The following is a 19,463-nucleotide window of genomic DNA, read 5'->3' on the forward strand; positions in this document are numbered from 1 at the left end:
AACCGCGCCGATAGTGTGACGCGCAAGAAGCGTGCGCGAACGCGTCACGCCGTCGCACGCGTCTTGCCGGCGCCGGGGAATTCGAGGGTGACTTCGAGGCCCGCTTCGGGGCTGCGGTTGCGCAGGCGCAGCGCGCCGCGATAGCGGCCGACGAGGCGCAGCACGATCGCCATGCCGAGCCCCGTGCCGTCCGCCTTGGTGCGCGCCGTGTCGACGCGGTAGAACGGCCGCATCACGAGCGGCAGCTGGTCTTCGGGGATGCCGGGGCCCTCGTCGCTCACCGACAATTCGACACGCGCGTGCGTCACGCGCGTCTCGAGCGTGATGCGCGAGACGCCGTCGTCGCGGCTCTGGCCGTATTTGCGCGCGTTCTCGACGAGGTTGCCGATGACGCGGCGCATGTCGGTCTCGTCGGCTTCGATCACGGCGGTCGCCGCGAGCCGCGTGCGGATCTCGACGCCGTCTTCGCCCGACACGCGCGCGGCGACTTCCTGCACGATCGACGACAGGTCGACGGGCTCGGGCTTGCGCTGCGACGGGCGCGCGTAGTCGATGAAGGCCGCGATGATGCGGTCCATCTGCTCGATGTCGTCGACCATCGCGTCCTTGGTCGCCTGGTCGGACGGGCTCATCTCGGTCTCGAGGCGCAGCCGCGCGAGCGGCGTGCGCAGGTCATGCGAGATGCCCGCGAGCATCAGCGCGCGGTCGGCCTCGAGCTGTTCGAGATCGCGCACCATCTGGTTGAAGCTGCGGTTGGTCTCGGCCGCGACGCCCATCCCGCGCTCGGGCAGCGGATCGGGCGCCTGGCCGGAACCGACCTGGCGCGCGGCGAGCGCCAGCCGCGAGAACGGCCGGTTGACGAGGCTCGTGATGAACGCGGAGCCGAACAGCGACAGCGCGAGCGCGAACAGGCCCCAGCCGGCCCACTGCAGGCCCGTGACGCTGTCGAGCTGGTCGCGGTCGAGCGCGACCCAGTAGTCGTCGTCGTCGATCTTGAAACTGATCCACACGCCCGGGATGTCGTTGACCGACTGCGCGATCACGGTATCGTCGCCGAGACGGCTGCGGATGTCGTGTTCGATCAGGCGGTTCAGCGATTCGTCGGGCTGCAGCTTGAACTTGTCGGTCTTTTCGCGCGGGTACACGCGCACGCCCTCGTTGCTCTCGAGATCCTGCAGCAGCGCACGCCGCAAATCGGGATCGGAATAGAGCAGGGCGGTGCGCGTGAGCTTCACGATCGCGACGAGCTGGAGCGCGACGCGCTGCGCGCGCGGCTCCCGCTCGATGACGCGAAAGCTCTGGAACCACGCGGCGAGACTGACCGAGATCAGCAGCGCGATCAGCAGGAAGGTGCGCCAGAACAGCCCGCCGAACGCGAGCTGCAGGAGGCGCCGGTCGATACGCATGGGACGGGCCGTGGACGGGCGAAACCGGAAAGGAAAAAGATCAGGCGGCGCCGTCCGGAATGAACACGTAGCCGAGGCCCCAGACGGTCTGGATGAAGCGCGGGCTGCCCGGATCCGGTTCGATCAGCTTGCGCAGGCGCGAGATCTGCACGTCGAGGCTGCGGTCGAACACTTCGTATTCACGGCCGCGCGCGAGCTCCATCAGCTTTTCGCGCGACAGCGGCTGGCGCGGATGGCGCGCGAACACTTTCAGCACCGAGAATTCGCCGGTCGTCAGCGGAATTTCCTGGCCCGACTTCGTCAGCGTGCGCGTGGCGAGGTTCAGCGAGAACTCGCCGAACTCGAACACCTCGGTGGTTTCCGACGGCGCGCCCGGCAGTTCGGCCGGCGCCTGGCGGCGCAGCACCGCGTGAATGCGCGCGACGAGTTCGCGCGGATTGAACGGCTTCGGCAGGTAGTCGTCGGCGCCCATCTCGAGGCCGACGATGCGGTCGACGTCCTCGCCCTTCGCGGTGAGCATGATGATCGGCGTGCGGTCGTTGCTGCCGCGCAGGCGGCGGCAGATCGACAGGCCGTCCTCGCCCGGCAGCATCAGGTCGAGCACGAGCAGGTCGAAGCGTTCGCGCACCCAGAGCTTGTTCATCGCGGTCGCGTTTTCCGCGACGTACACGTTGAAACCCTGCTCGCCGAGATAGCGGCGCAGCAGATCGCGCAGGCGCGGGTCGTCGTCGACGACGAGAATCTTGGAGGGGTTTTTCGTTTCCATGAGCGGCATCTTATCGCGAATGGGAAATCACGCACGGTTGCGTATTTTCGCGCGTTACAGTCCGTTACAAAATTTACCCGTAGTGTCGCGCGGAGTAAAGGCAGGCTATAGAGATTCCTTTACTCGAAGCCGAAATTCGGTAGATACTCCCCTGCACTCCATCTTTCATCTTTGTACGCCCGAATTCCGCAGGGTTTTTCAAGTACCAGAGGTAACCGGTTGCCGCGTGACGAAGGGAACAAATCGACCAGAGAAGCGAGGACGGTCATGCGATCTGCCCGGATTGCACTGATGCTGACGATCGCACTTGCCGGTCCATATGCGTCGAACTTCGCGTATGCGCAGCGCCCCGAGCAGGGCGCCTCGTCGCGCAAGCTGCAGCGCGGCAAAGCGCCGCAGCCCGACCGTGCCGCCGACACGGCGGTCCGCTCCGCCGTGCCTCCCGATCTCGAACAGCGCCGCCGCGACGGGCACATGACGCCCGAGGAGCGCCACCTGTTGCGCCAGCACATCGAGGACGCCGTTCGCGAGCTGTACAAGCGCTGACACGCACGCGATCCTGCACGGCGCGGAAAGATTCCGTAGCAATTTTCCCGTCAACTTTCAGATGCCTGCTGCCGTTGTACCGGCATCCGCACCGCCGGTGCGTTCCGGGAGTCCACGACGATGAAAGCGAACGCTGCCGCCCCGGCATCGCCCGCGATGCAGGCGCCGCTCGACGCCGACGATGCGCTGTTCTTCCTGAGCCGCACCGGCTTTTCTCCCGCACCGGCCGAGGTCGCCCGCATCGTCGGGATGACGCGCGCGCAAGTCGTGGCCGATACGCTCGGCAACGTGCGCCGCGACCCCGTGACGACCTGGCCCGACTGGCTCGCCGAGCTGCCGCCGACCCGCGCACAGCGACAGGCGCTGACCCCCGACATGCGGCGCGACGAGCAGCGCGAACGCAATCGCCGCTACGATGCGTTGCGCGCGGCGTGGGTCAACGAGATGGTCGTGACGCCGACGCCGCTCACCGAGCGCATGACGCTGTTCTGGCACGGGCATTTCACATCCGGGCAGGACAAGGTCCCGTATCCGCAGACGATGGCCGCGCAAAATGCGCTGTTTCGCCGCGAGGCGCTCGGCAACTTCGGCACGCTCCTGCATGCGGTCGCGAAGGATCCGGCAATGCTTCAGTATCTCGACGGGGCGAGTAACCGCAAGGGCCGTCCGAACGAGAATTTCGCGCGCGAAGTGATGGAGCTGTTCACGCTCGGCGAAGGGCATTACACGCAGCACGACGTGACCGAGGCCGCGCGCGCGATGACCGGCTGGAGCGTCGATCCCGATACGCTGCGCTTCGTGGTGCGGCCCGAATGGCACGACGCCGGCGACAAGACGATACTCGGCGAGACCGGTGCGTTCGACGGCGACGGCTTTCTCGACATCCTGTTGAAGCGGCCCGACACCGCTCGCTTCATCGCCGGCAAGCTGTGGCGCGAGTTCGTGTCCGATGCGCCCGATGCCGGCGCGCTCGATGTCGTCGCCGAACGGTTTCGCGCGAGCGGCTACGACATACGCGCGGCGCTCGCAGCGCTCTGGTCGACCGACGAATTCTGGGATCCGCGCAATCGCGGCGTGCTCGTGAAGTCGCCGGCCGAGTTCGTCGTCGGATCGATGCGGTTGTTCGACGTCGCGTATGGCGATCCGCAAATGCTCGCGAACACCGTGCGCACGCTCGGGCAGAACCTGTTCTATCCGCCGAACGTGAAGGGCTGGCCGGGCGGTGCGATGTGGATCAACAGCACGACGCTGCTCGCGCGCAAGCAGTTCGTCGAGCAGTTGTTCCGCGCAACCGAGACCGTCGGCATGCGGGTGCCCGCGCGTGCGATGGCGGCACCGTCGCCGAATGCGCGTGCGCAAACGATACCGGTTGCCGACATGCGCGACGCGCCGGCGAGGCCCGCGCGCGGCGGCCTGCGATTCGACCTCGAACGCTGGCTTGCGCAGTATCGTGCGCGGCCGCAGGCGATTGCCGGATTGTCGACCGAGCTTCAACTGCAGCACGCGGTGCTGCCGCTGTCGCCGGTCGCGGCAATCGATACGGACTCGACCGGCAGCGCGTATCTCGAGGCGCTGCTGATGGATCCGGCCTACCAACTGAAATGACCGAAACGACGATGAACCGGCGCGCTGCCGCGATGGCCGCGCCGCGCGGCGAACCGAAGGATGCACGATGAACCGACGTGATTTTCTGACGCTGACGGGCGCCGCGGCCGCGGCGGGCGTGTCACTGTGGCAGTCGCCCGCGCAGGCGGCGACATCGATGGCCGCGGCGGGGCGGCAGCCGGCGGCCGGCTACGCGAACGTGCTGATCCTTGTCGAGCTGAAGGGCGGCAACGACGGCCTCAACACGGTGGTGCCGTATGCCGATCCGCTCTATTACCAGTTCCGCCGCAGCATCGGCATCGCGCGCGACCACGTGCTGCAGCTCGATGCGCATACGGGGCTGCACCCGTCGCTCGCGCCGTTGATGCCGCTGTGGCGCGACGGGCAGGTCGCTGTCGTGCAGGGCGTCGGCTACCCGCAGCCGAACCTGTCGCATTTCCGCTCGATCGAGATCTGGGATACCGCGTCGCGCTCGGACCAGTACCTGCACGAAGGCTGGCTCACGCGCACGTTCGCGCAGGCGCCGGTGCCGCCTGGCTTCGCTGCCGACGGCGTCGTGCTCGGCAGCGCGGAGATGGGGCCGCTCGCGAACGGCGCGCGCGCGATCGCGCTCGTCAATCCTGCGCAGTTCGTCCGCGCGGCGAGGTTGGCCGAACCGTCGTCGCTGCGCGAGCGGAACCCGGCGCTCGCGCACATCATCGACGTCGAGAACGATATCGTGAAGGCGGCCGACCGGCTGCGCCCGCGCGGCGGGATGCGCGAGTTCAAGACGGCTTTTCCGGCCGGCACGTTCGGTACGTCGGTGAAGACCGCGATGCAGGTGCTCGCGGCATGCGAGGCGTCGGGGCCCGGCGCGCAGGACGGCGTCGCGGTGCTGCGGCTCACGCTCAACGGTTTCGATACGCACCAGAACCAGCCGGGGCAGCAGGCAGCGCTGCTCAAGCAGTTCGCGGAAGGGATGAGCGCGATGCGCGGCGCGTTGATCGAACTCGGGCGCTGGAACCAGACGCTCGTGATGACGTATGCGGAATTCGGACGGCGCGTGCGCGAGAACCAGAGCAACGGCACCGATCACGGTACCGCTGCGCCGCATTTCGTGATGGGCGGCCGCGTGGCCGGCGGGCTGTACGGCGCGGCGCCGGCACTCGGGCATCTCGACGGCAACGGCAACCTGCCGGTCGCGGTCGATTTCCGCCAGTTGTATGCGACCGTGCTCGGGCCGTGGTGGGGGCTCGATGCAACGCACGTACTGCAGCAACGCTTCGATACGCTGCCGCTGCTGAAGGTGTGACGCTTGGGAGGGTGACGGCGCGGATCAGCGGCGGCGCGCAGCGCGCCACGCGATCCACAGCTTGCGGATCGGTGTCAGCGCGATGCGCTGGTGCAGCACCTGGTAGCCGTCGCGCTCGATTTCGTCGAGCAGTGCACCGGCCAGTGCGATCTGCGCGCGCAGCGTGCGTTGCGCGCGGCGTTCGGATGCGGGGAGCGCTGCGTCGGCGGCGGCCAGCGCTTCGCGCGCGCGGCCCGTCTGAAACTGCAGCAGCTCGGTGAAGGCCGGACTGTAGCGGCGGTTCAGCAGGTCGGCAGCGGTCACGTTGTAGCGCTGCAGTTCGTCGATTGGCAGATAGATGCGGCCGTGGCGCGCATCGTTGCCGAGTTCCTGCACGAATTGCGCGAGCATCAGCGCGCGGCCGGCATCCGCGGCCCACGGTTGCGGGGCGGCCGGATTCGCGGCGCTTGCGCGGGCGACCAGCGACGCGAAGGTGCCGCCGACCTGCGCGATGTAGCGCTCCAGGTTCGCGAAATCCAGATAGCGCGCCTGTTCGAGATCCATCCCGTAACCGTTGACGAGCGTGCGCAGCGCATCGGATTCGGCCCCGATCGCCGGGTGGTGTTGCGCGAGCGCCTTCGTGACCGGATGCGACGGTTCGCCGGCGGCGAGCGCCGCGAGTTCCTTGTGCCACCATGCGAGCTTCGTGTGTCCGACGGTCGGATCGCTGGTTTCCTTGACGGTTTCCTCGAGTTCGCGGCGCAGCGCGAACAGGGCCGTCAGGCGCGGTTCGGCGGCGAGCGGCGCCTGGCGCAGCGCGTAGTAGACGCTGGAGCCCGCGGGGGCGGCCTTTTGCTGACAGTAGTCGTCGAAGTTCACGGGTGGGATCGTGGCGGAGGCGGATTCGGGGACGCGCGCCGGCGCATGGCCGACACTCGAGCGCGGCATTCTAGCACCGCTCTTCGACGGGCGCCGGTAGGGCGAGACAATGCTGCACAGATCGGGTAGAATCTCGCGCTCGCCTGATCGGGCGTGCCGGTTTTCGTGCCGACACGAAGCCCCGGCAAGTCCCGGGCGCGTGGAGAACGCATCTTGCGTGCCATGCGCTGAGGCGGCGGATATTCGCGTGAGTGGCGAAATTGGTAGACGCACCAGGTTTAGGTCCTGACGCCCGCAAGGGTGTGCCGGTTCGAGTCCGGCCTCACGCACCACATATACTCCCAAGCATTTCCATGTTTGGCCAAAAAGCCCCGTCAGTCAAGCACTTACGGGGCTTTTTGCTACCAGCGTTGCCTATTACTTCCCATTGACACCCACGAAATCGGGGGGCATCGTTGGGGGCAGTTTTCCTGAAATGGGGCATCGAAATGCCCCCGCGCCCAAATGCCCCTTACCGATGTCGCTGTCCGTGCGGCTAAGCCTCGCGACAAGTCCTACAAGCTGGCCGACGGCCAGGGCATGTACCTCGAGGTCATGCCGAGCGGCTCCAAGTACTGGCGGTTGAAGTACCGCATCGACGGCAAGGAGAAACGGATGGCCCTCGGGGTCTATCCGGCGGTGACCTTGCTGGCCGCTCGGAAGGCCCGTGACGACATTAAAGACCAGTTACGCGGCGGCCTCGATCCTTCGCACGAAAAGAAGCGGGTGAAGGCTCAGCGCAGCTTGGGTCGTGCCAACTCCTTCGAACCGATTGCTCGTGAATGGCATGAGCAGAAGAAGGGCGCCTGGAGTGAGCGGCACGCGGACCGCATCATGAAGCTGCTCGAGCGGGAACTGTTTCCGGTGCTCGGTGCGCGACCGATCGTCGAGATCACAGCCCCCGAGTTGTTGGCGGTGATACGAAAGATTGAGTCGCGCGACGCGATCGAACTAGCGCACAAGGCGATCCAGGCAACGAGTCAGATCTTTCGGTACGCGATTGCCACCGGCCGGGCGGAGCGCGACCCGGCGCCGGATCTCCGAGGCGCGCTGAAGACCCGCACCGTCGTGCACATGAAGCGCGTCAGCGAGGCGGAACTGCCTGAGCTGATGCAGAAGATCAACGCGTATGAGGGCGACTTCCAGACTCGGCTGGCGCTGCAGTTTATGGCGCTAACGTTCGTCCGTACGAGCGAGCTCCGGTTCGCTGAGTGGACTGAGATCGACGAGAAGAAGAAGGAATGGCGCATCCCGCCCGAGAAAATGAAGATGCGCTCGCCGCACATCGTGCCGCTGTCGAAGCAGGCGCTCGAGGTGGTCGCGAAGCTCCGCGAACTGAACGGCCACAGCCAGTTCGTGTTCCCGAGCCGGTCGAGTTCCAAGAAGCCTATGAGCGAGAATACGATCCTGTACGCCCTGTACCGGATGGGCTACCACTCACGCATGACCGGGCATGGCTTCCGTGGCCTCGCGTCGACTATCTTGAATGAGCACAATTTCAACCGAGACTGGATCGAGCGTCAGCTTGCCCACAGCGAGCGCGATGAGACTCGGGCAGCGTACAACCACGCCGAGTACCTGCCGGAGCGCCGGAAGATGATGCAATGGTGGGGCGACTATCTTGGTAGCAGTTTTACAGAGTAAGAAGGGTTGTTACTTCCACGACACGTTTTTGACGGGAATCAATTCCGACGCGCCAAGACCAAGGGATTATGGCGGATCTGTAGCGCAATTCGCGCCCTTTCTGTCGATGTGGCTCGAATCTTGCGTAAGTAGTGGAGGGTGGTGTGGACACACGCAGCATTGGTGTTTGTTGGTGTGGCGAAACGCTGACAGCCAGCCTAAAGTTTTGTTTATTACCTGCCGTTCGTGATACATATGCCGAACGGCGCAGCTGAAGGAGAGACACGATGTTTGATTTTCGCATGTCGCTGAGCGAAAACTTCGCATCGTTCCGCGACGAAAAAACGGGGAAGTTCGTGTTCGTCGATTCGTTCGACAACCACGAATTTAGCGTCAGAATGGGTACGCTCCGCGATAGCCGTCTCATTGGGACAGTTGTTGCGAAGTCGACCGAAGACCTCAACAGCAAGCTGAGAGAGCTCGTCGCTAACAAGACCGAGTGACCATCATGCCGATAACAGTACAAGAAATAACGGCACTGGAGACACGGATTAACGCGACACTGGCGAAGCACAACCTCAGGTTTGTGGCGACCGGTCACTTCGCGCTATCGCGCATCAACGATCCGCGCAACGTTCCGCCCATTGCCATCGCCGAGATTGAGTCGATGCTAGCCAGATTGATCGCGCAGCATATGGCGGGGGTCATGGCCCTGAACGATCAGGATACGTTCAATCTCCGATGCGGGAACTCACATATCAACATTCCTTGCGGCTTTAATAGGGTGACCTCTGGTAATGGGGCGTACGTGTATGAGATCGCGGCCATCACGGTGATCAGGAAACAAGGGTTCCGCTCGAAAGATCCGTATGAGTTCATTGTTGTTTAGCCCCGCCTCGAGCGGGGCGTTTCACATTGGACGGTGCTGGCCGGCATAACAAGCCAGCGCTCGACCCTTTCGGCGCGGAGGCCAAGATGTCCGAGCATTCGGTGGTCGAAGACGGTGACTATTTCTGTTTTTGCGAGGCATTTGAATCGCCTCCGGGTGTATGGCGAGCTTTGGTTCGGTTCGAGCGCAAGAGCGACCATGCCGCCAAGAAGACGCAGATCGCTGGTATGACGCATACGATTCACGACACATTTGCAACTCACCATGCTGCCATGGATGCGGCAAGGGCATTTGCCCGGTACAAGGTTTCTAAAGACGAAACTGGGTTATAGGACCGCCATATTAGCGAAGGGCGCACCCGAGAGAGAAGGACACGCTCGGCATGCCACGTCAGTTCTCAGGCTCACCGTTGATCAGTCCGGCAGCTAGAAGTCTAGTGTCATTCATTGGGTCCGGGACGTAGCATTACCGCATCCCCGCACGCCTCATCTCCTCGCGCAGCAGATGTAGGAGCCGATGCAACTGCCCTTGCGCGCCGGCGAGATCGCCCTTGTTCGCGACGTTCTTGTCGGTGTAGACGTACCACTCTTCGATGCGCTCGAGCGACTTCCTGAGCGCACGGATTTCGAGAATCAACCACCGCACCTGAAGATCGGTGTACTCGCGCCATAGCGCGCGCAGTTCGGCTTCCGTCGGTGCGTCAAAATCCGGAACCGCCGGCCGCAGCTTGAACCGCGGATCCGTCAGAGGAACACGGTTGCGATCGATTCTCGTCGCCTCGATCGGCGCGCATGTGCCAAGAAACGCCGACCGCGGGTCCTTGTCGACCCACGACTCAAATTCACGTTTCGTGAGCTCGATCGGCGTCCTCAGGCGCGTCCTGTCGCCCTGAAATCCGTACTCCCAGATGTATGCCCACTGAGGCTTGATCACGATCTAGATACTGTATAAAAACACAGTATATTTCGAGATAAGCTACTGCGGTCAAGACCAAAATCGGGGGCGGGCGATGTGTACGAACTACCGGGCGCCGCATGAGGACTTCGAGATCCGCGAGCTCCGTATCGAGCCGTTCAGCGACCTGTATCGACGCTTCCCCTGGAAGCCGGAGATCTACCAAGACTATGACGCTCCGATCGTCGCTAGCATTGATGGAAAGTTCACGCCATTGATTGCCGGCTTCGGCTTCTGGCCGCGGGCGCTTCAGAAGGCCAACGTCGAGAAGGCGAAAGAGCAGGGGCGTAAGCCACCGATCATCCGCAGCACGATGAACGTGCGCGACGACAACCTCGGCAAGTCACCGCTGTACGGACCCGCGTGGCGTGCTGGGCGCCGCTGCCTGATACCGGCCGAGTGGATCTATGAGCCGTGCTATGAGACTGGCAAGAACGTATGGCACCGGATCGGACTGGCCGAGTGGCGCACGATGTGCGTCGCTGGCATTTGGCGGACGCTTCAGGGCCAGGACGGTGCCGAGCAACACACGATGTCGATGATCACGGTGAATGCGGACGACCACCCGATCATGTCGCGCATGCACAAGCCTGGCGATGAGAAGCGGTCAGTCGTGATCTTGCGGCCGGACGACTGGGAGGAATGGCTGACGACGTCGAACGTCGAGGCGGCGCGTGCGATGCTGCAGCTTTACCCAGCTGAAGATATGTCGGCTGAGCCTCAACCGTGAACGCTACAATCATCCATGATGTCGCCTGAAATGCCGGCAAGCTGAGAGGAATAAATGGAACCGCAGGAAAAGAAAGAGACTGTGAAGGGGCAGTGCCCGAATTGCGGCGGTGAGAGAAACTGCGACGTCCATGGTCGTGTGAAGAAGCGATGGGAATGGTCCGATCGAAAAGGAAATTCAGTGGATGGAGCGGTTGAGCACATACTTCTTGAATGCAAGGGCTGCGAAACGGTTTTCTGTGAAATTTCCGAATGGAATAGCGAGGATCTAGATTATTGGTGCGATGCGAATGGTGACAGTCAATATGAGCACGTCAGGCGCGTAAGCACTTATCCGAAGCCGACAAGTCGCATCAAGCCTGCATGGTTAGAAGCAGTTGCGAATAATGATCTGACGCTTTACACGATTCTTGACGAGATGTACCTTGCGTGCGACAACGGCGCGTTCATTCTTGCCGCGATAGGGCTGAGAACTGCGCTTGACAGAGCGATGGAGGTTTTAGGCATCGAGCAGGCGTTGACGTTTGCCGAGAAGTTGAAAAAATTGAAGGACGGGGGCTGGATTGGTGATACAGAACACGAGATTCTAGGGATCGTCACAGATGCGGGGAATGCGGCTGCGCACCGTGGATGGCAGCCCGACGAGCAGCAAGTCTTTCAGCTCGTTCAAGCGATGGAAGTGTTTCTTCAACGCGCGTTCATTGTCGGCAAGCAGGCTCTCAGCATCAAGGAGAAGATTCCACCAAAGCCAAAGCGTGCGGTTCGCGCCGACGTTGATAGGCCAGAGAAGGTCTAGCCTCAAACACCTTTGTGCAAGGGGCGGGACGACTTGCCCGCCCGGCCGTGCGACGTCATCCGCCAAGCCGATGAGTCGTCGATCCTGGGGCGTTGATGAATCCAGTTCCCTTGCCCCCAGCAACCTTCAGGTGTTCGACCTCGACCTTAGCGGAGTTGATAATCACCTGAGCTACCTCGGCGACGGCCTTCGCACGTTCGATCTCCATCGGCTTATCTTTGTCAGTCAATGCTTGCAGGGTATTGAACAAATATTCGCGCAAAGCTTCAATGTTGTTCATTGATCGCCTTCCTCAGCTTGTTGTACATGTTGATAACGGATCGAAGTTCTTCCGGATAGCGGATTCCTGAGGACCGATTGGCCAACTCTTTTTTTGTAATCAGTTCAAGATTCGAGATGTCGCAATTCAATGGATTTCGATCGATGAACCATATGGAATGCGTTTTGGGGTTGTAGTCTCCATGATGGGTGCGCCATGCAAGTCGATGCTTCGATACCCATCCTTCCGTGTGGTCAACTTTGATATAGACATAATCTCCCCAAATTTTCTCAGTTCCGATGGGATGCGCCGGAAGCCGACTTTCAGCACCGAGTGGGATGATTCGTTCGCCGACCTCCTTCCAAAATGCAGCGGACTTCTTCAGGCCAAGCTTACGGACCATGGCTAGTATCTGAGACGACGTCTTTCGAAGAGCTGGCGACAAGACGGCAATTGTCGAGTCCGGATATTGTTGCTTGAGAATCGCGATTTCCTCTTCCGACCATCGCACAGGCGGACCGAAGCGATGTCCCGCAGGGGGAACGTATTTGGGGGCCTTGCGAAGCCCTAGCTTGCCAGCCTTGCTTTCAATCTGTTGAGCAGTACGTCCAAGACGCTGTGCTATGGACGCATTGGGGTGGTGTGGGTACAGTTCCCGCAAAAGCTCAACATCACCTTTTCCCCATCTCTCGTAACCTCGAGCTGCCTTTTGCATTGCCGACGAGAGGCTTGAGCTTGGGGAGAATGTTTTTTTTAGCTTGCGTCTGCCGTTGGAAACCGGCTCCTTGTTGACGATGACGTGACCCCGTTCGATGTACGGCCAGATCATGCCCGTGACATCTCGACCGTCTAGCTGAAGTACTGCAACAATCTCCTCCTCGCATATGTCAGGTTGGTCTTGGATCAACTGCAGGATTGCTTTCGTGTAGCTCACGCAGGTCCTCCTAAACAGTCAGTAGGACTCCATATGATGACACTCCAAAAATACAGAAGCGCATGAACATGGTCTGGCTGTTCGGACAGCGACCTGATCAAATCTCGCTTGACGTTAGTGCGTAGTGGAACTAGAGTACATATGCGCTTGAGACAACAAGCGCCGGGTTTGGCGACCTGATCTCACAAAGGCGGACGACGACCGCCATATGGCGGTATTTTTTCGTCTGTACACTACACGTGCGCCCAGTTCAACGGGCGGGCAGTGGTGGGGATACCTTCGGGTATGCCGGGTTCCTTTGTGTCCGGTTCGCCAACCTCGCTATCTGCCTGCCCACCCTCATTTGGCGATGAGGGCGCAGGTTCTTTGCCCACAAAGGACCCGCCATGTCTGCCATCAAGTCTTCGTCTGCCTCCCCCTCCACACCTGACTACACCGATCCGACGTTTTGCGGCGTGATGATGAGTGACCATTGGGTCACCGACGACGACAGCGAATTCGCCCTGGTTCCGGCAAACCTCATCGCCGACGTGTATCGTGCGTCTGATGCAATCACGACAATCGCACGGCTGGTTCATAACAGCAGCTGCGAGCCTGCAATGTCGAATGCCGAACCACTCGGACATGCAGCCCACCTTGGCCTGCTGAACGCTGCGGAAATTGTCGGCCAGTACCTGACTGAAGTTGCCGACCGGATGCTGGAAGGCCTGAAACTTGCCAAGCACGCGAGCGAGTCCTCGGAGGTGCGCCATGACTGACATTCGTGCGCTGAAGACGCTTCCCGAGACGCTCCCCAACGTCAGTGTAATGACCAGTTTCCTTTCGGTTACGGCCGGTCTGCCGGTTCTAGATGCCCTGCAAGCTTCATCGTGCCACCTCGGCGTTGTGCTGGACGTGCTGAGCGAGACTGCCTGCAATAGCACCGAATACACGAGCCAGCTGTATGCAGTTCTCACGGCCGCAGGGATTGCCAAGGGGCTACTCGATTCTGCCGTCGCTGCTATCGAGTACGGCGGCAACGAGGCTCATCATGGCTAACGTCAAGAGCACGGCCAAGTCTGCCGGCGGCGCGCAAGTCTTCAACCTGGCCGATTTCCGAAAGAACCCAAAGGCCACTCGCAAACCATCGGCCGAGGAAACGCTGCGCGACCACTATCGCGTCTTCGGCTTGCTGGCTGATCATATTCTTTCGTGCGCTCAGTTGATTGCAACGCTCGATGAGTCGGAGGGGCGTCATGGCTAAGCGCTACTTGCCCCCTGGATACCGAATTGGCGCCGCGATGTTGGCAGCCAGGCTTCGGGAATGGAAAGCAGACCCGGAGCACAACTACCCGCATCAGACTGCGGCAAAGATTCGCGAGGCTGCTGCGGGCCTGAATGGTGCCGAGCGCGCCGGATTCGATGATGCCCTGGCGCTGCTATTCCACATGTACGCGTTCGAGGGCGGCGGGCCATGCTTCGACAGCTGGGATCCGATCAAGGAACTGGAGGATCCGGACTACTGGCTGGAGGCTTGACGTTCCGCGATGCAGCATGCCGTATGGAGCCCATGCGGCATAATCTCTAGACAGGTTGCCGTAAATTAATCACACGAAGCGGACAATTTAAGATGGCAATTCCGACTGAAGTAGAGTTTATCGACTGCCTAGGTAAAATTGACGGCTACCCGTTAAGTATTGACGACTATCCTGATGAGGAAGCATGCCGCGGATGGAAGGAGGCGACAGTCGATGGATTCTTTGCCGATAGAAATTTTTTGAATTTCAAATTAAGAAACCGAGCGGCTTGCGAGGAGTCTCTCTCTTTTGTTTTTGACGCTCTTTCAAAGAAGCGGCGCGAAATTTTCGATGGGGCGGTCATGCGTTGGTTGACTGCTTCAACGGAGTATTCCTCGGTGTATGCGAAGCTTTTCCCGAATGGATTTAAGGTTCGGTCAGAGGATGAGGTTGTCAGTATTCGCAATAATTTCATTGAATTGTCGTATGAGCGCTTATGTAAGGCGGCAAATACGAAAAGTGCGAGGGAGTTAAGGATGTCTCCAGCGGAATACTTGCATGAACGACGAAGACTTTTTCGTCATCAGAGTGAATCATTCCGTTGGATAAGAGGGTTGGTCTCGGCAATTCGAGAATATCATTTCTCGAATGTCGCTGAGTTAATGGTAGATAGGCGTCGATCATACGATGTCAGAATATTAAAGGCGATTGAAGCTGTTGAGGTGCTGCGATCGATCGCAAATGATGATGTTGCGATGAGGGTTGTAGGTGTTTTGTATGATGGTAGAAACCCGCTGAGACAATTTAAGGCCGGGGATGCGAACGAGGAAAGAATCGAGAAATTGATAGAATGTTTTCGGGATATGTCGAAAGTCGATGCTGATACGTTGTATCCAATTTCCAGACTCGATGGAACTGCGCGAGCGCGTGTTTTCGTGTATCGCATGGCAGAAGAGAATTGGAGAGAGTTTCAATCGTCGAAGCCTGGACAGATCGCAGATCTCATGTATCTGGAAGGGTTCGACGTACAACTGGATCAGCGTACTATCGAAAGACAGTGCAAAAACTTTGATTCGATGGAGCGAAAATACTGGACGCAGGTAAGGGCAACGAGGGGAGGCGCCGCGTACATGGAGCGCCTTCAGCGCTGGCGACAGTTATCTAAGAAAAATGGGTAACAACTGTCGCGACAGTTGATGCGATTTTAGGTCGATTGAGTGCCGTTACATCGCCCGCAGTGAATGACTACGATTAGCTCACCAACTCTAACCAGCGACGACTATAGTCGGTTGCGCGGAAATTTCCCGCTGCCTAGCCTGTAGTCGTCGCCAGTACAGGTGAGCGAACATGAAGAAGACAGCAGCGCCAGCCGATAAAGGCAAGCGGACCGAGCCGATCCTTCCACGGGTCGGCCTCTCCAAATGGGCTCAGATCGCGCCCTTTATTCCGATGTGCCGCGAGTCCTGGCGGAAGCTTGGGATCGCCGGCAAGGCACCCCAGCCGATCCGCATGAGCCGGACGCATTCCTGCTATAGCAACGCCGAAGTGCATCGGTGGCTGGCGGATCCGCTTGGCTATCGTGTCGCCCCTGAACTCGGTGAGGCCGCGTGATGCTGCATACGAATATCACCGACAAGTTCCCGATCGTAGCGGCGGTCTCCTGTATCAAGAAAGTCAACAACTTGGCTCCGCTGGCGACATCCCAACAAGGGCTGGAGCGGGTTTCCGCAACACAGTCCGCGCATTGTGGTGTCCCGCCTAGCGTGTGTTTGCGGCCGAAACGGGCCTTGGTTCCGGAAATGCCCGGGAAACCGAAGTAGCCTATGTACGTCGACTGGTCATCGGCGATTAGACAGGCGCCCCGTGTTTCGGGGGAAGAGGTGATCCGAACCTGTCCGGAAAACCGCTCAGCCTGACCAGCTGCTTCCCCCAAAGCGCGGGGCTTTTTATTGCCAATTAGGAATCCTTATTGGATTTTGGGCAGAGGTGGTAAGCATGAATCGTATCGAGCTTGATGTCGTGTTTGGTAATCCCCCGTGCCAGGGCCATCGATCCGTTTTGCGGCGCCGGCGGTTTGCTCGTCCGGCGCTAGTGCGGTGGTCCATCGATCAGGCTGAAGTAGCGCCGGTGACGGGTGAGGCACGTGCCGATTACGAACGCGAACTGCGTATCACCGCGCTCGGCAATCTCACTATGTCGCCGGTCGCAACGCCCCTCTGGCGGCGCGTCTGCAAGGACATGATGTACGCCGAAATTCGGGCACGCAGCGCCGATCAACGACTCGTTATGGAACTGGCGATCCAGGAGTCCATGCGATGAGCTTCCAAGCCATGACCTGGGCTGTTGAGCAGGAATTACCGGCCTTGCAGAAGCTCGTCTTGCTGATGCTGGCGAACTGCTGCAACGCGCATACCGGACGTTGCGACCCATCTCACGACACCCTCGCCAAAGAATGCGGCATGAGCCGGGATTCCGTTCGTCGAGCGATCGCCGAGATCGAGAAGAAAGGCTTGATCGAGATTCGCCGCCAGACTCAAAACGGCGTCAATCTTCCGAATCAGTACGTCCTGAGGGTGGGGGCATCCGTGGGGGGAGTAGGTGCTGATAGCACCGACGGGTATGTGCACACAGCACCTACGGTAGGTGCTGACAGCACCGGGGGTAGGTGCTCACAGCAGGGAGGGGTAGGTGCTGACAGCACCACAAAACAGGAAGTTAAACCAGGAAGTAAACCTACTCGTTCGTGCGATTCGAAATTCGATGAGGCATGGCAGCAGTATCCGAAGCGTGAAGGCTCGAATTCGAAGCAGGCAGCTCAGCGGGCATGGAACGCTCGGATCCGTGAAGGCATCGATCCGGGGCTGCTGATCGCAGCGGTGGTCGCCTACGCTGCTGCGATGAAGGCCGCAGGGAACATCGGCACGCCGTACGTCAAGCAGGCGTCGACGTTCTTCGGCCGTGATCGCCACTTCGAGGAATTCGCGAAGCTGAGCGCGAAGGGTGACTTGTTCGACGGCGATGCGGTGCCGTGGTGGAAGGCTGCCGGGTTCACGTACCAGTGGCAGGCCACGAACGCCGGCTGCACCGAGCGCTCCGCTCATCTCTGGGCCAATGGAGTTCGCCAGGAGGCTCGAGCATGAACGCGCGCGAACTGGCCGAGTTGATGGCGCAGAACGCGCAGACCATCGCCGAGCATCTGCTGCCGAATGGCCGCAAGTCGGGCAAGGAATGGAAATCCGGCAGCACGGCGGGCGAGAAGGGGCAGAGCCTGTCGGTGTGCCTCGCCGGCGCCAAGCGGGGTGTGTGGAAGGATTTCGCCAGCGGCGAGGCGGGGGACCTGCTCGATCTCTGGTGCGCGTGCCGATCGCTGTCGGTGGCCGACGCAATGCGCGAGGCGAAGCAGTTCCTCGGCGTGCGAGACGAAATGCCCAAGCGGCAGGCGCCGACGTATCAGCGTCCGGCACGGCCGAAGGCGTCGCGGCCGTCAAGCCTGCTGGACGAGTGGTTCGGTGGCCGCGGCATCACGCCCGAAACCGTGAAGGCCTTTCAGATCGCCGAGCAGACCAACGGTCCGAAGACCCACATCGTGTTTCCGTACCTCCGCGGCGGCGAGCTGATCAACGCCAAGTATCGGAACATCGCCGACAAGAAGGACATGCGGCAAGAAGCCGGCGCTGAGCCGTGCCTGTTCGGCTGGAACCTGATTGACCCAGCCGAGCGTGTCATCGCAATCGCCGAAGGCGAGATCGACGCCATGACGCTCCACCAGGTCGGGATCCCCGCGCTGTCGGTAAATGCCGGCGCCGGAAACCACCAGTGGATCGACAGCGACTGGGAGCGCCTCGAGCGATTCAGCGAGATCCTGCTCTGCTACGACAACGACGAGGCTGGCCGAAAAGGGGCGCACGAAGTCGCGAACCGGCTCGGCATCGAGCGCTGCCGTGTCGTGTTCTTCGGCGAATCGAAGGACGCTAACGAATACCTGCTCGCCGGCGCCAAGGCGGAGGATTTCCTCCGCTGCTGCGATCAGGCCCCGGGCTTCGATCCGGACGAGCTCAAATCGATCGAGCGCTTCTGGTCGAACGTCAAATCGATGTTCTATCCGGCGCACGAGGACGCGAATTTCCCGTACCTGTCGTTCTGCGGCCGCAACGAGCTCTGGTTCGAATTCCGCCCGGGCGAAGTGACTGTCTGGACGGGCATCAACGGGCATGGCAAGTCGCTGCTGCTTGGCCAGGTGCTTATCGGTCTGATGTGCCAGGGCGAGCGCGCATGCGTGTTTTCAGGCGAGATGCGGCCGGAGATGCAGGGAAAGCGGATCGCGAAGCAAATGGGCGGCCTCGATCGGCCGGCGCCGGAGTATCTCGACCACATGGGCGCATGGCTGCGCGATCGGATGTGGGTCTTCGACCTCGTCGGTGTCGCGGCAATCGAGCGGCTGGTGACAGTCTTCACCTACGGCTTCAAGCGATACGGCATCCGGCACTTCGTGATCGACAGCCTGATGATGACCGACGTCCCGGAAGACGGGCACGGCGCAATGACGGCGCAGAAGGAAGCAATGCGCCTGCTCGCCAACTTCGCGCGCCAGTACAACGTCCACGTGCACCTGGTCGCCCACCCGCGCAAGGGACAGGACGAGAAGCGCAGCCCCGGAAAGATGGACGTTGGCGGCAGCGGGAAGATCACGGACGCCGCGGACAACGTGTTTTCGGTGTGGTCGGCGCAGAAGGATCAAGACGATCAGAGCGTCGACGAACCGGACGCGTTTCTCACGTTGCTGAAGGCGCGAAACGGCGAAACGCAGCGACGATCGCTCGCGCTGTTCTTCAACCGTGAATGCATGCAGTTCGGTCCGAGCGAGAGCCGGCGGCCGTACGTGTATTTGCCGTTTAGCTGCGTTTCCGAGGATTACACCTGCTAGGCCACACCGTGAGAAAGGAGACAAATGATGGCGAAAATCGAAGTGACGAACTCAATGATCGCTGCGGCGATGGATATCGGTACGAGGACCGGTCTTTTCGCGCCGGGCCCGAAGCGTGACGACGTGATCAAGATGATCGAAGGCGTCCTCTCATTTGTGGGCGCTCACGCCGCTGATCGATTCAATTGTCGGGTTCGAACTGCGGACGGCAAGAAGGAGGTTCGAGGACGGATTGTCGGGCCGGCACCCGAGCGCCGTGGCTTCTTCCGCGTGGAAACTGAGGATGGAAAGCAACTCTTCCTCAGCGGAAACGAAATTTATCCGTACTCGACGTACAAGCCGAGGTAA

At 60.9% G+C, this 19,463-nt stretch carries 25 protein-coding genes and 1 tRNA gene; 20 read left to right on the forward strand and 6 right to left on the reverse strand.

What is annotated here, in order from left to right; genetic code table 11:
- Window positions 1–44: 44 nt before the first annotated feature.
- Together LGM71_RS19075 and ompR are read right to left on the reverse strand one after the other, a co-directional pair.
- On the reverse strand, window positions 45–1,406 hold the full coding sequence (locus tag LGM71_RS19075) for an ATP-binding protein (RefSeq protein ID WP_124622512.1): 1,362 nt from the start codon (window positions 1,404–1,406) through the stop codon (window positions 45–47).
- Between the two features lie 40 nt (window positions 1,407–1,446).
- Window positions 1,447–2,181, reverse strand: a complete 735-nt coding sequence (gene ompR / locus LGM71_RS19080) for a two-component system response regulator OmpR (RefSeq protein WP_004192636.1) — start codon at window positions 2,179–2,181, stop codon at window positions 1,447–1,449.
- Between the two features lie 258 nt (window positions 2,182–2,439).
- On the opposite strand from ompR, the gene LGM71_RS19085 reads away from it, so the two are divergent.
- From LGM71_RS19085 to LGM71_RS19095, 3 genes are all read left to right on the forward strand, one after another.
- Window positions 2,440–2,718, forward strand: a complete 279-nt coding sequence (locus LGM71_RS19085; RefSeq protein WP_059599972.1) for a hypothetical protein — start codon at window positions 2,440–2,442, stop codon at window positions 2,716–2,718.
- 120 nt (window positions 2,719–2,838) lie between these two features.
- A complete protein-coding gene (locus LGM71_RS19090; protein ID WP_226115860.1) occupies window positions 2,839–4,323 on the forward strand; it encodes a DUF1800 domain-containing protein in 1,485 nt (494 codons plus the stop codon).
- Between the two features lie 67 nt (window positions 4,324–4,390).
- Complete coding sequence (locus LGM71_RS19095; protein WP_124622521.1) at window positions 4,391–5,614, forward strand: DUF1501 domain-containing protein; 1,224 nt, start codon at window positions 4,391–4,393, stop codon at window positions 5,612–5,614.
- A 24-nt stretch (window positions 5,615–5,638) separates the two neighbouring features.
- Here the strand turns inward: LGM71_RS19095 and hpnD are convergent, their stop codons facing one another.
- Window positions 5,639–6,472: a presqualene diphosphate synthase HpnD gene (hpnD, locus tag LGM71_RS19100; protein ID WP_151048941.1), complete on the reverse strand. Its 834-nt coding sequence runs from the start codon at window positions 6,470–6,472 to the stop codon at window positions 5,639–5,641.
- A 245-nt stretch (window positions 6,473–6,717) separates the two neighbouring features.
- Between hpnD and LGM71_RS19105 the strand changes: the two genes are divergently transcribed.
- From LGM71_RS19105 to LGM71_RS19125, 5 genes are all read left to right on the forward strand, one after another.
- Window positions 6,718–6,804: transfer RNA gene (locus tag LGM71_RS19105), tRNA-Leu, on the forward strand.
- A 172-nt stretch (window positions 6,805–6,976) separates the two neighbouring features.
- Window positions 6,977–8,155 (forward strand): tyrosine-type recombinase/integrase, encoded by a 1,179-nt coding sequence (locus LGM71_RS19110; protein ID WP_226115868.1) that lies wholly within the window; start codon window positions 6,977–6,979, stop codon window positions 8,153–8,155.
- A 266-nt stretch (window positions 8,156–8,421) separates the two neighbouring features.
- Window positions 8,422–8,637 carry a hypothetical protein gene (locus LGM71_RS19115; protein ID WP_226115870.1) on the forward strand — a complete coding sequence of 72 codons (216 nt, stop codon included), beginning with the start codon at window positions 8,422–8,424 and terminating at the stop codon, window positions 8,635–8,637.
- Window positions 8,634–9,023, forward strand: a complete 390-nt coding sequence (locus tag LGM71_RS19120) for a hypothetical protein (protein ID WP_226115872.1) — start codon at window positions 8,634–8,636, stop codon at window positions 9,021–9,023. The genes LGM71_RS19115 and LGM71_RS19120 overlap by 4 nt, the downstream gene beginning before the upstream one ends.
- Window positions 9,024–9,109: 86 nt before the next feature.
- Window positions 9,110–9,355 carry a hypothetical protein gene (locus LGM71_RS19125; protein WP_226115874.1) on the forward strand — a complete coding sequence of 82 codons (246 nt, stop codon included), beginning with the start codon at window positions 9,110–9,112 and terminating at the stop codon, window positions 9,353–9,355.
- A 133-nt stretch (window positions 9,356–9,488) separates the two neighbouring features.
- On the opposite strand, the gene LGM71_RS19130 is transcribed toward LGM71_RS19125, so the two are convergent.
- Entirely contained in the window at window positions 9,489–9,956 is a 468-nt protein-coding gene (locus LGM71_RS19130) for a hypothetical protein (RefSeq protein ID WP_226115876.1), read from the reverse strand.
- Between the two features lie 76 nt (window positions 9,957–10,032).
- On the opposite strand from LGM71_RS19130, the gene LGM71_RS19135 reads away from it, so the two are divergent.
- On the forward strand, window positions 10,033–10,707 hold the full coding sequence (locus LGM71_RS19135) for an SOS response-associated peptidase family protein (protein ID WP_226115878.1): 675 nt from the start codon (window positions 10,033–10,035) through the stop codon (window positions 10,705–10,707).
- 54 nt (window positions 10,708–10,761) lie between these two features.
- Window positions 10,762–11,502, forward strand: a complete 741-nt coding sequence (locus LGM71_RS19140) for a DUF4145 domain-containing protein (protein ID WP_226115880.1) — start codon at window positions 10,762–10,764, stop codon at window positions 11,500–11,502.
- A 55-nt stretch (window positions 11,503–11,557) separates the two neighbouring features.
- On the opposite strand, the gene LGM71_RS19145 is transcribed toward LGM71_RS19140, so the two are convergent.
- The gene (locus LGM71_RS19145) at window positions 11,558–11,782 is read right to left on the reverse strand and encodes a hypothetical protein (RefSeq protein ID WP_226115882.1); all 225 of its coding nucleotides are present in this window, start codon (window positions 11,780–11,782) and stop codon (window positions 11,558–11,560) included.
- The gene (locus tag LGM71_RS33310) at window positions 11,769–12,695 is read right to left on the reverse strand and encodes an HNH endonuclease signature motif containing protein (RefSeq protein WP_226115884.1); all 927 of its coding nucleotides are present in this window, start codon (window positions 12,693–12,695) and stop codon (window positions 11,769–11,771) included. The genes LGM71_RS19145 and LGM71_RS33310 overlap by 14 nt, the downstream gene beginning before the upstream one ends.
- A gap of 386 nt (window positions 12,696–13,081) precedes the next feature.
- On the opposite strand from LGM71_RS33310, the gene LGM71_RS19155 reads away from it, so the two are divergent.
- From LGM71_RS19155 to LGM71_RS19200, 10 genes are all read left to right on the forward strand, one after another.
- Complete coding sequence (locus LGM71_RS19155; RefSeq protein WP_226115885.1) at window positions 13,082–13,453, forward strand: hypothetical protein; 372 nt, start codon at window positions 13,082–13,084, stop codon at window positions 13,451–13,453.
- Complete coding sequence (locus LGM71_RS19160) at window positions 13,446–13,733, forward strand: hypothetical protein (RefSeq protein WP_226115886.1); 288 nt, start codon at window positions 13,446–13,448, stop codon at window positions 13,731–13,733. The genes LGM71_RS19155 and LGM71_RS19160 overlap by 8 nt, the downstream gene beginning before the upstream one ends.
- Window positions 13,726–13,938: a hypothetical protein gene (locus LGM71_RS19165; RefSeq protein ID WP_226115887.1), complete on the forward strand. Its 213-nt coding sequence runs from the start codon at window positions 13,726–13,728 to the stop codon at window positions 13,936–13,938. Before LGM71_RS19160 ends, LGM71_RS19165 begins: the two co-directional genes overlap by 8 nt.
- A complete protein-coding gene (locus LGM71_RS19170) occupies window positions 13,931–14,212 on the forward strand; it encodes a hypothetical protein (RefSeq protein WP_226115888.1) in 282 nt (93 codons plus the stop codon). The genes LGM71_RS19165 and LGM71_RS19170 overlap by 8 nt, the downstream gene beginning before the upstream one ends.
- 92 nt (window positions 14,213–14,304) lie before the next feature.
- Window positions 14,305–15,369, forward strand: a complete 1,065-nt coding sequence (locus LGM71_RS19175; RefSeq protein WP_226115889.1) for a hypothetical protein — start codon at window positions 14,305–14,307, stop codon at window positions 15,367–15,369.
- A 169-nt stretch (window positions 15,370–15,538) separates the two neighbouring features.
- Window positions 15,539–15,802 carry a transcriptional regulator gene (locus LGM71_RS19180; protein WP_226115891.1) on the forward strand — a complete coding sequence of 88 codons (264 nt, stop codon included), beginning with the start codon at window positions 15,539–15,541 and terminating at the stop codon, window positions 15,800–15,802.
- Between the two features lie 384 nt (window positions 15,803–16,186).
- Window positions 16,187–16,510 (forward strand): hypothetical protein, encoded by a 324-nt coding sequence (locus LGM71_RS19185; RefSeq protein ID WP_226115893.1) that lies wholly within the window; start codon window positions 16,187–16,189, stop codon window positions 16,508–16,510.
- Window positions 16,507–17,331 (forward strand): helix-turn-helix domain-containing protein, encoded by an 825-nt coding sequence (locus LGM71_RS19190; RefSeq protein ID WP_226115895.1) that lies wholly within the window; start codon window positions 16,507–16,509, stop codon window positions 17,329–17,331. The genes LGM71_RS19185 and LGM71_RS19190 overlap by 4 nt, the downstream gene beginning before the upstream one ends.
- Window positions 17,220–19,115: a toprim domain-containing protein gene (locus tag LGM71_RS19195; protein WP_226115897.1), complete on the forward strand. Its 1,896-nt coding sequence runs from the start codon at window positions 17,220–17,222 to the stop codon at window positions 19,113–19,115. The genes LGM71_RS19190 and LGM71_RS19195 overlap by 112 nt, the downstream gene beginning before the upstream one ends.
- A 24-nt stretch (window positions 19,116–19,139) precedes the next feature.
- On the forward strand, window positions 19,140–19,463 hold the full coding sequence (locus tag LGM71_RS19200) for a hypothetical protein (RefSeq protein WP_060010967.1): 324 nt from the start codon (window positions 19,140–19,142) through the stop codon (window positions 19,461–19,463).

Origin of the sequence: Burkholderia sp. AU33545 (assembly GCF_020419685.1) — a bacterium.
Lineage (GTDB): Bacteria > Pseudomonadota > Gammaproteobacteria > Burkholderiales > Burkholderiaceae > Burkholderia > Burkholderia diffusa.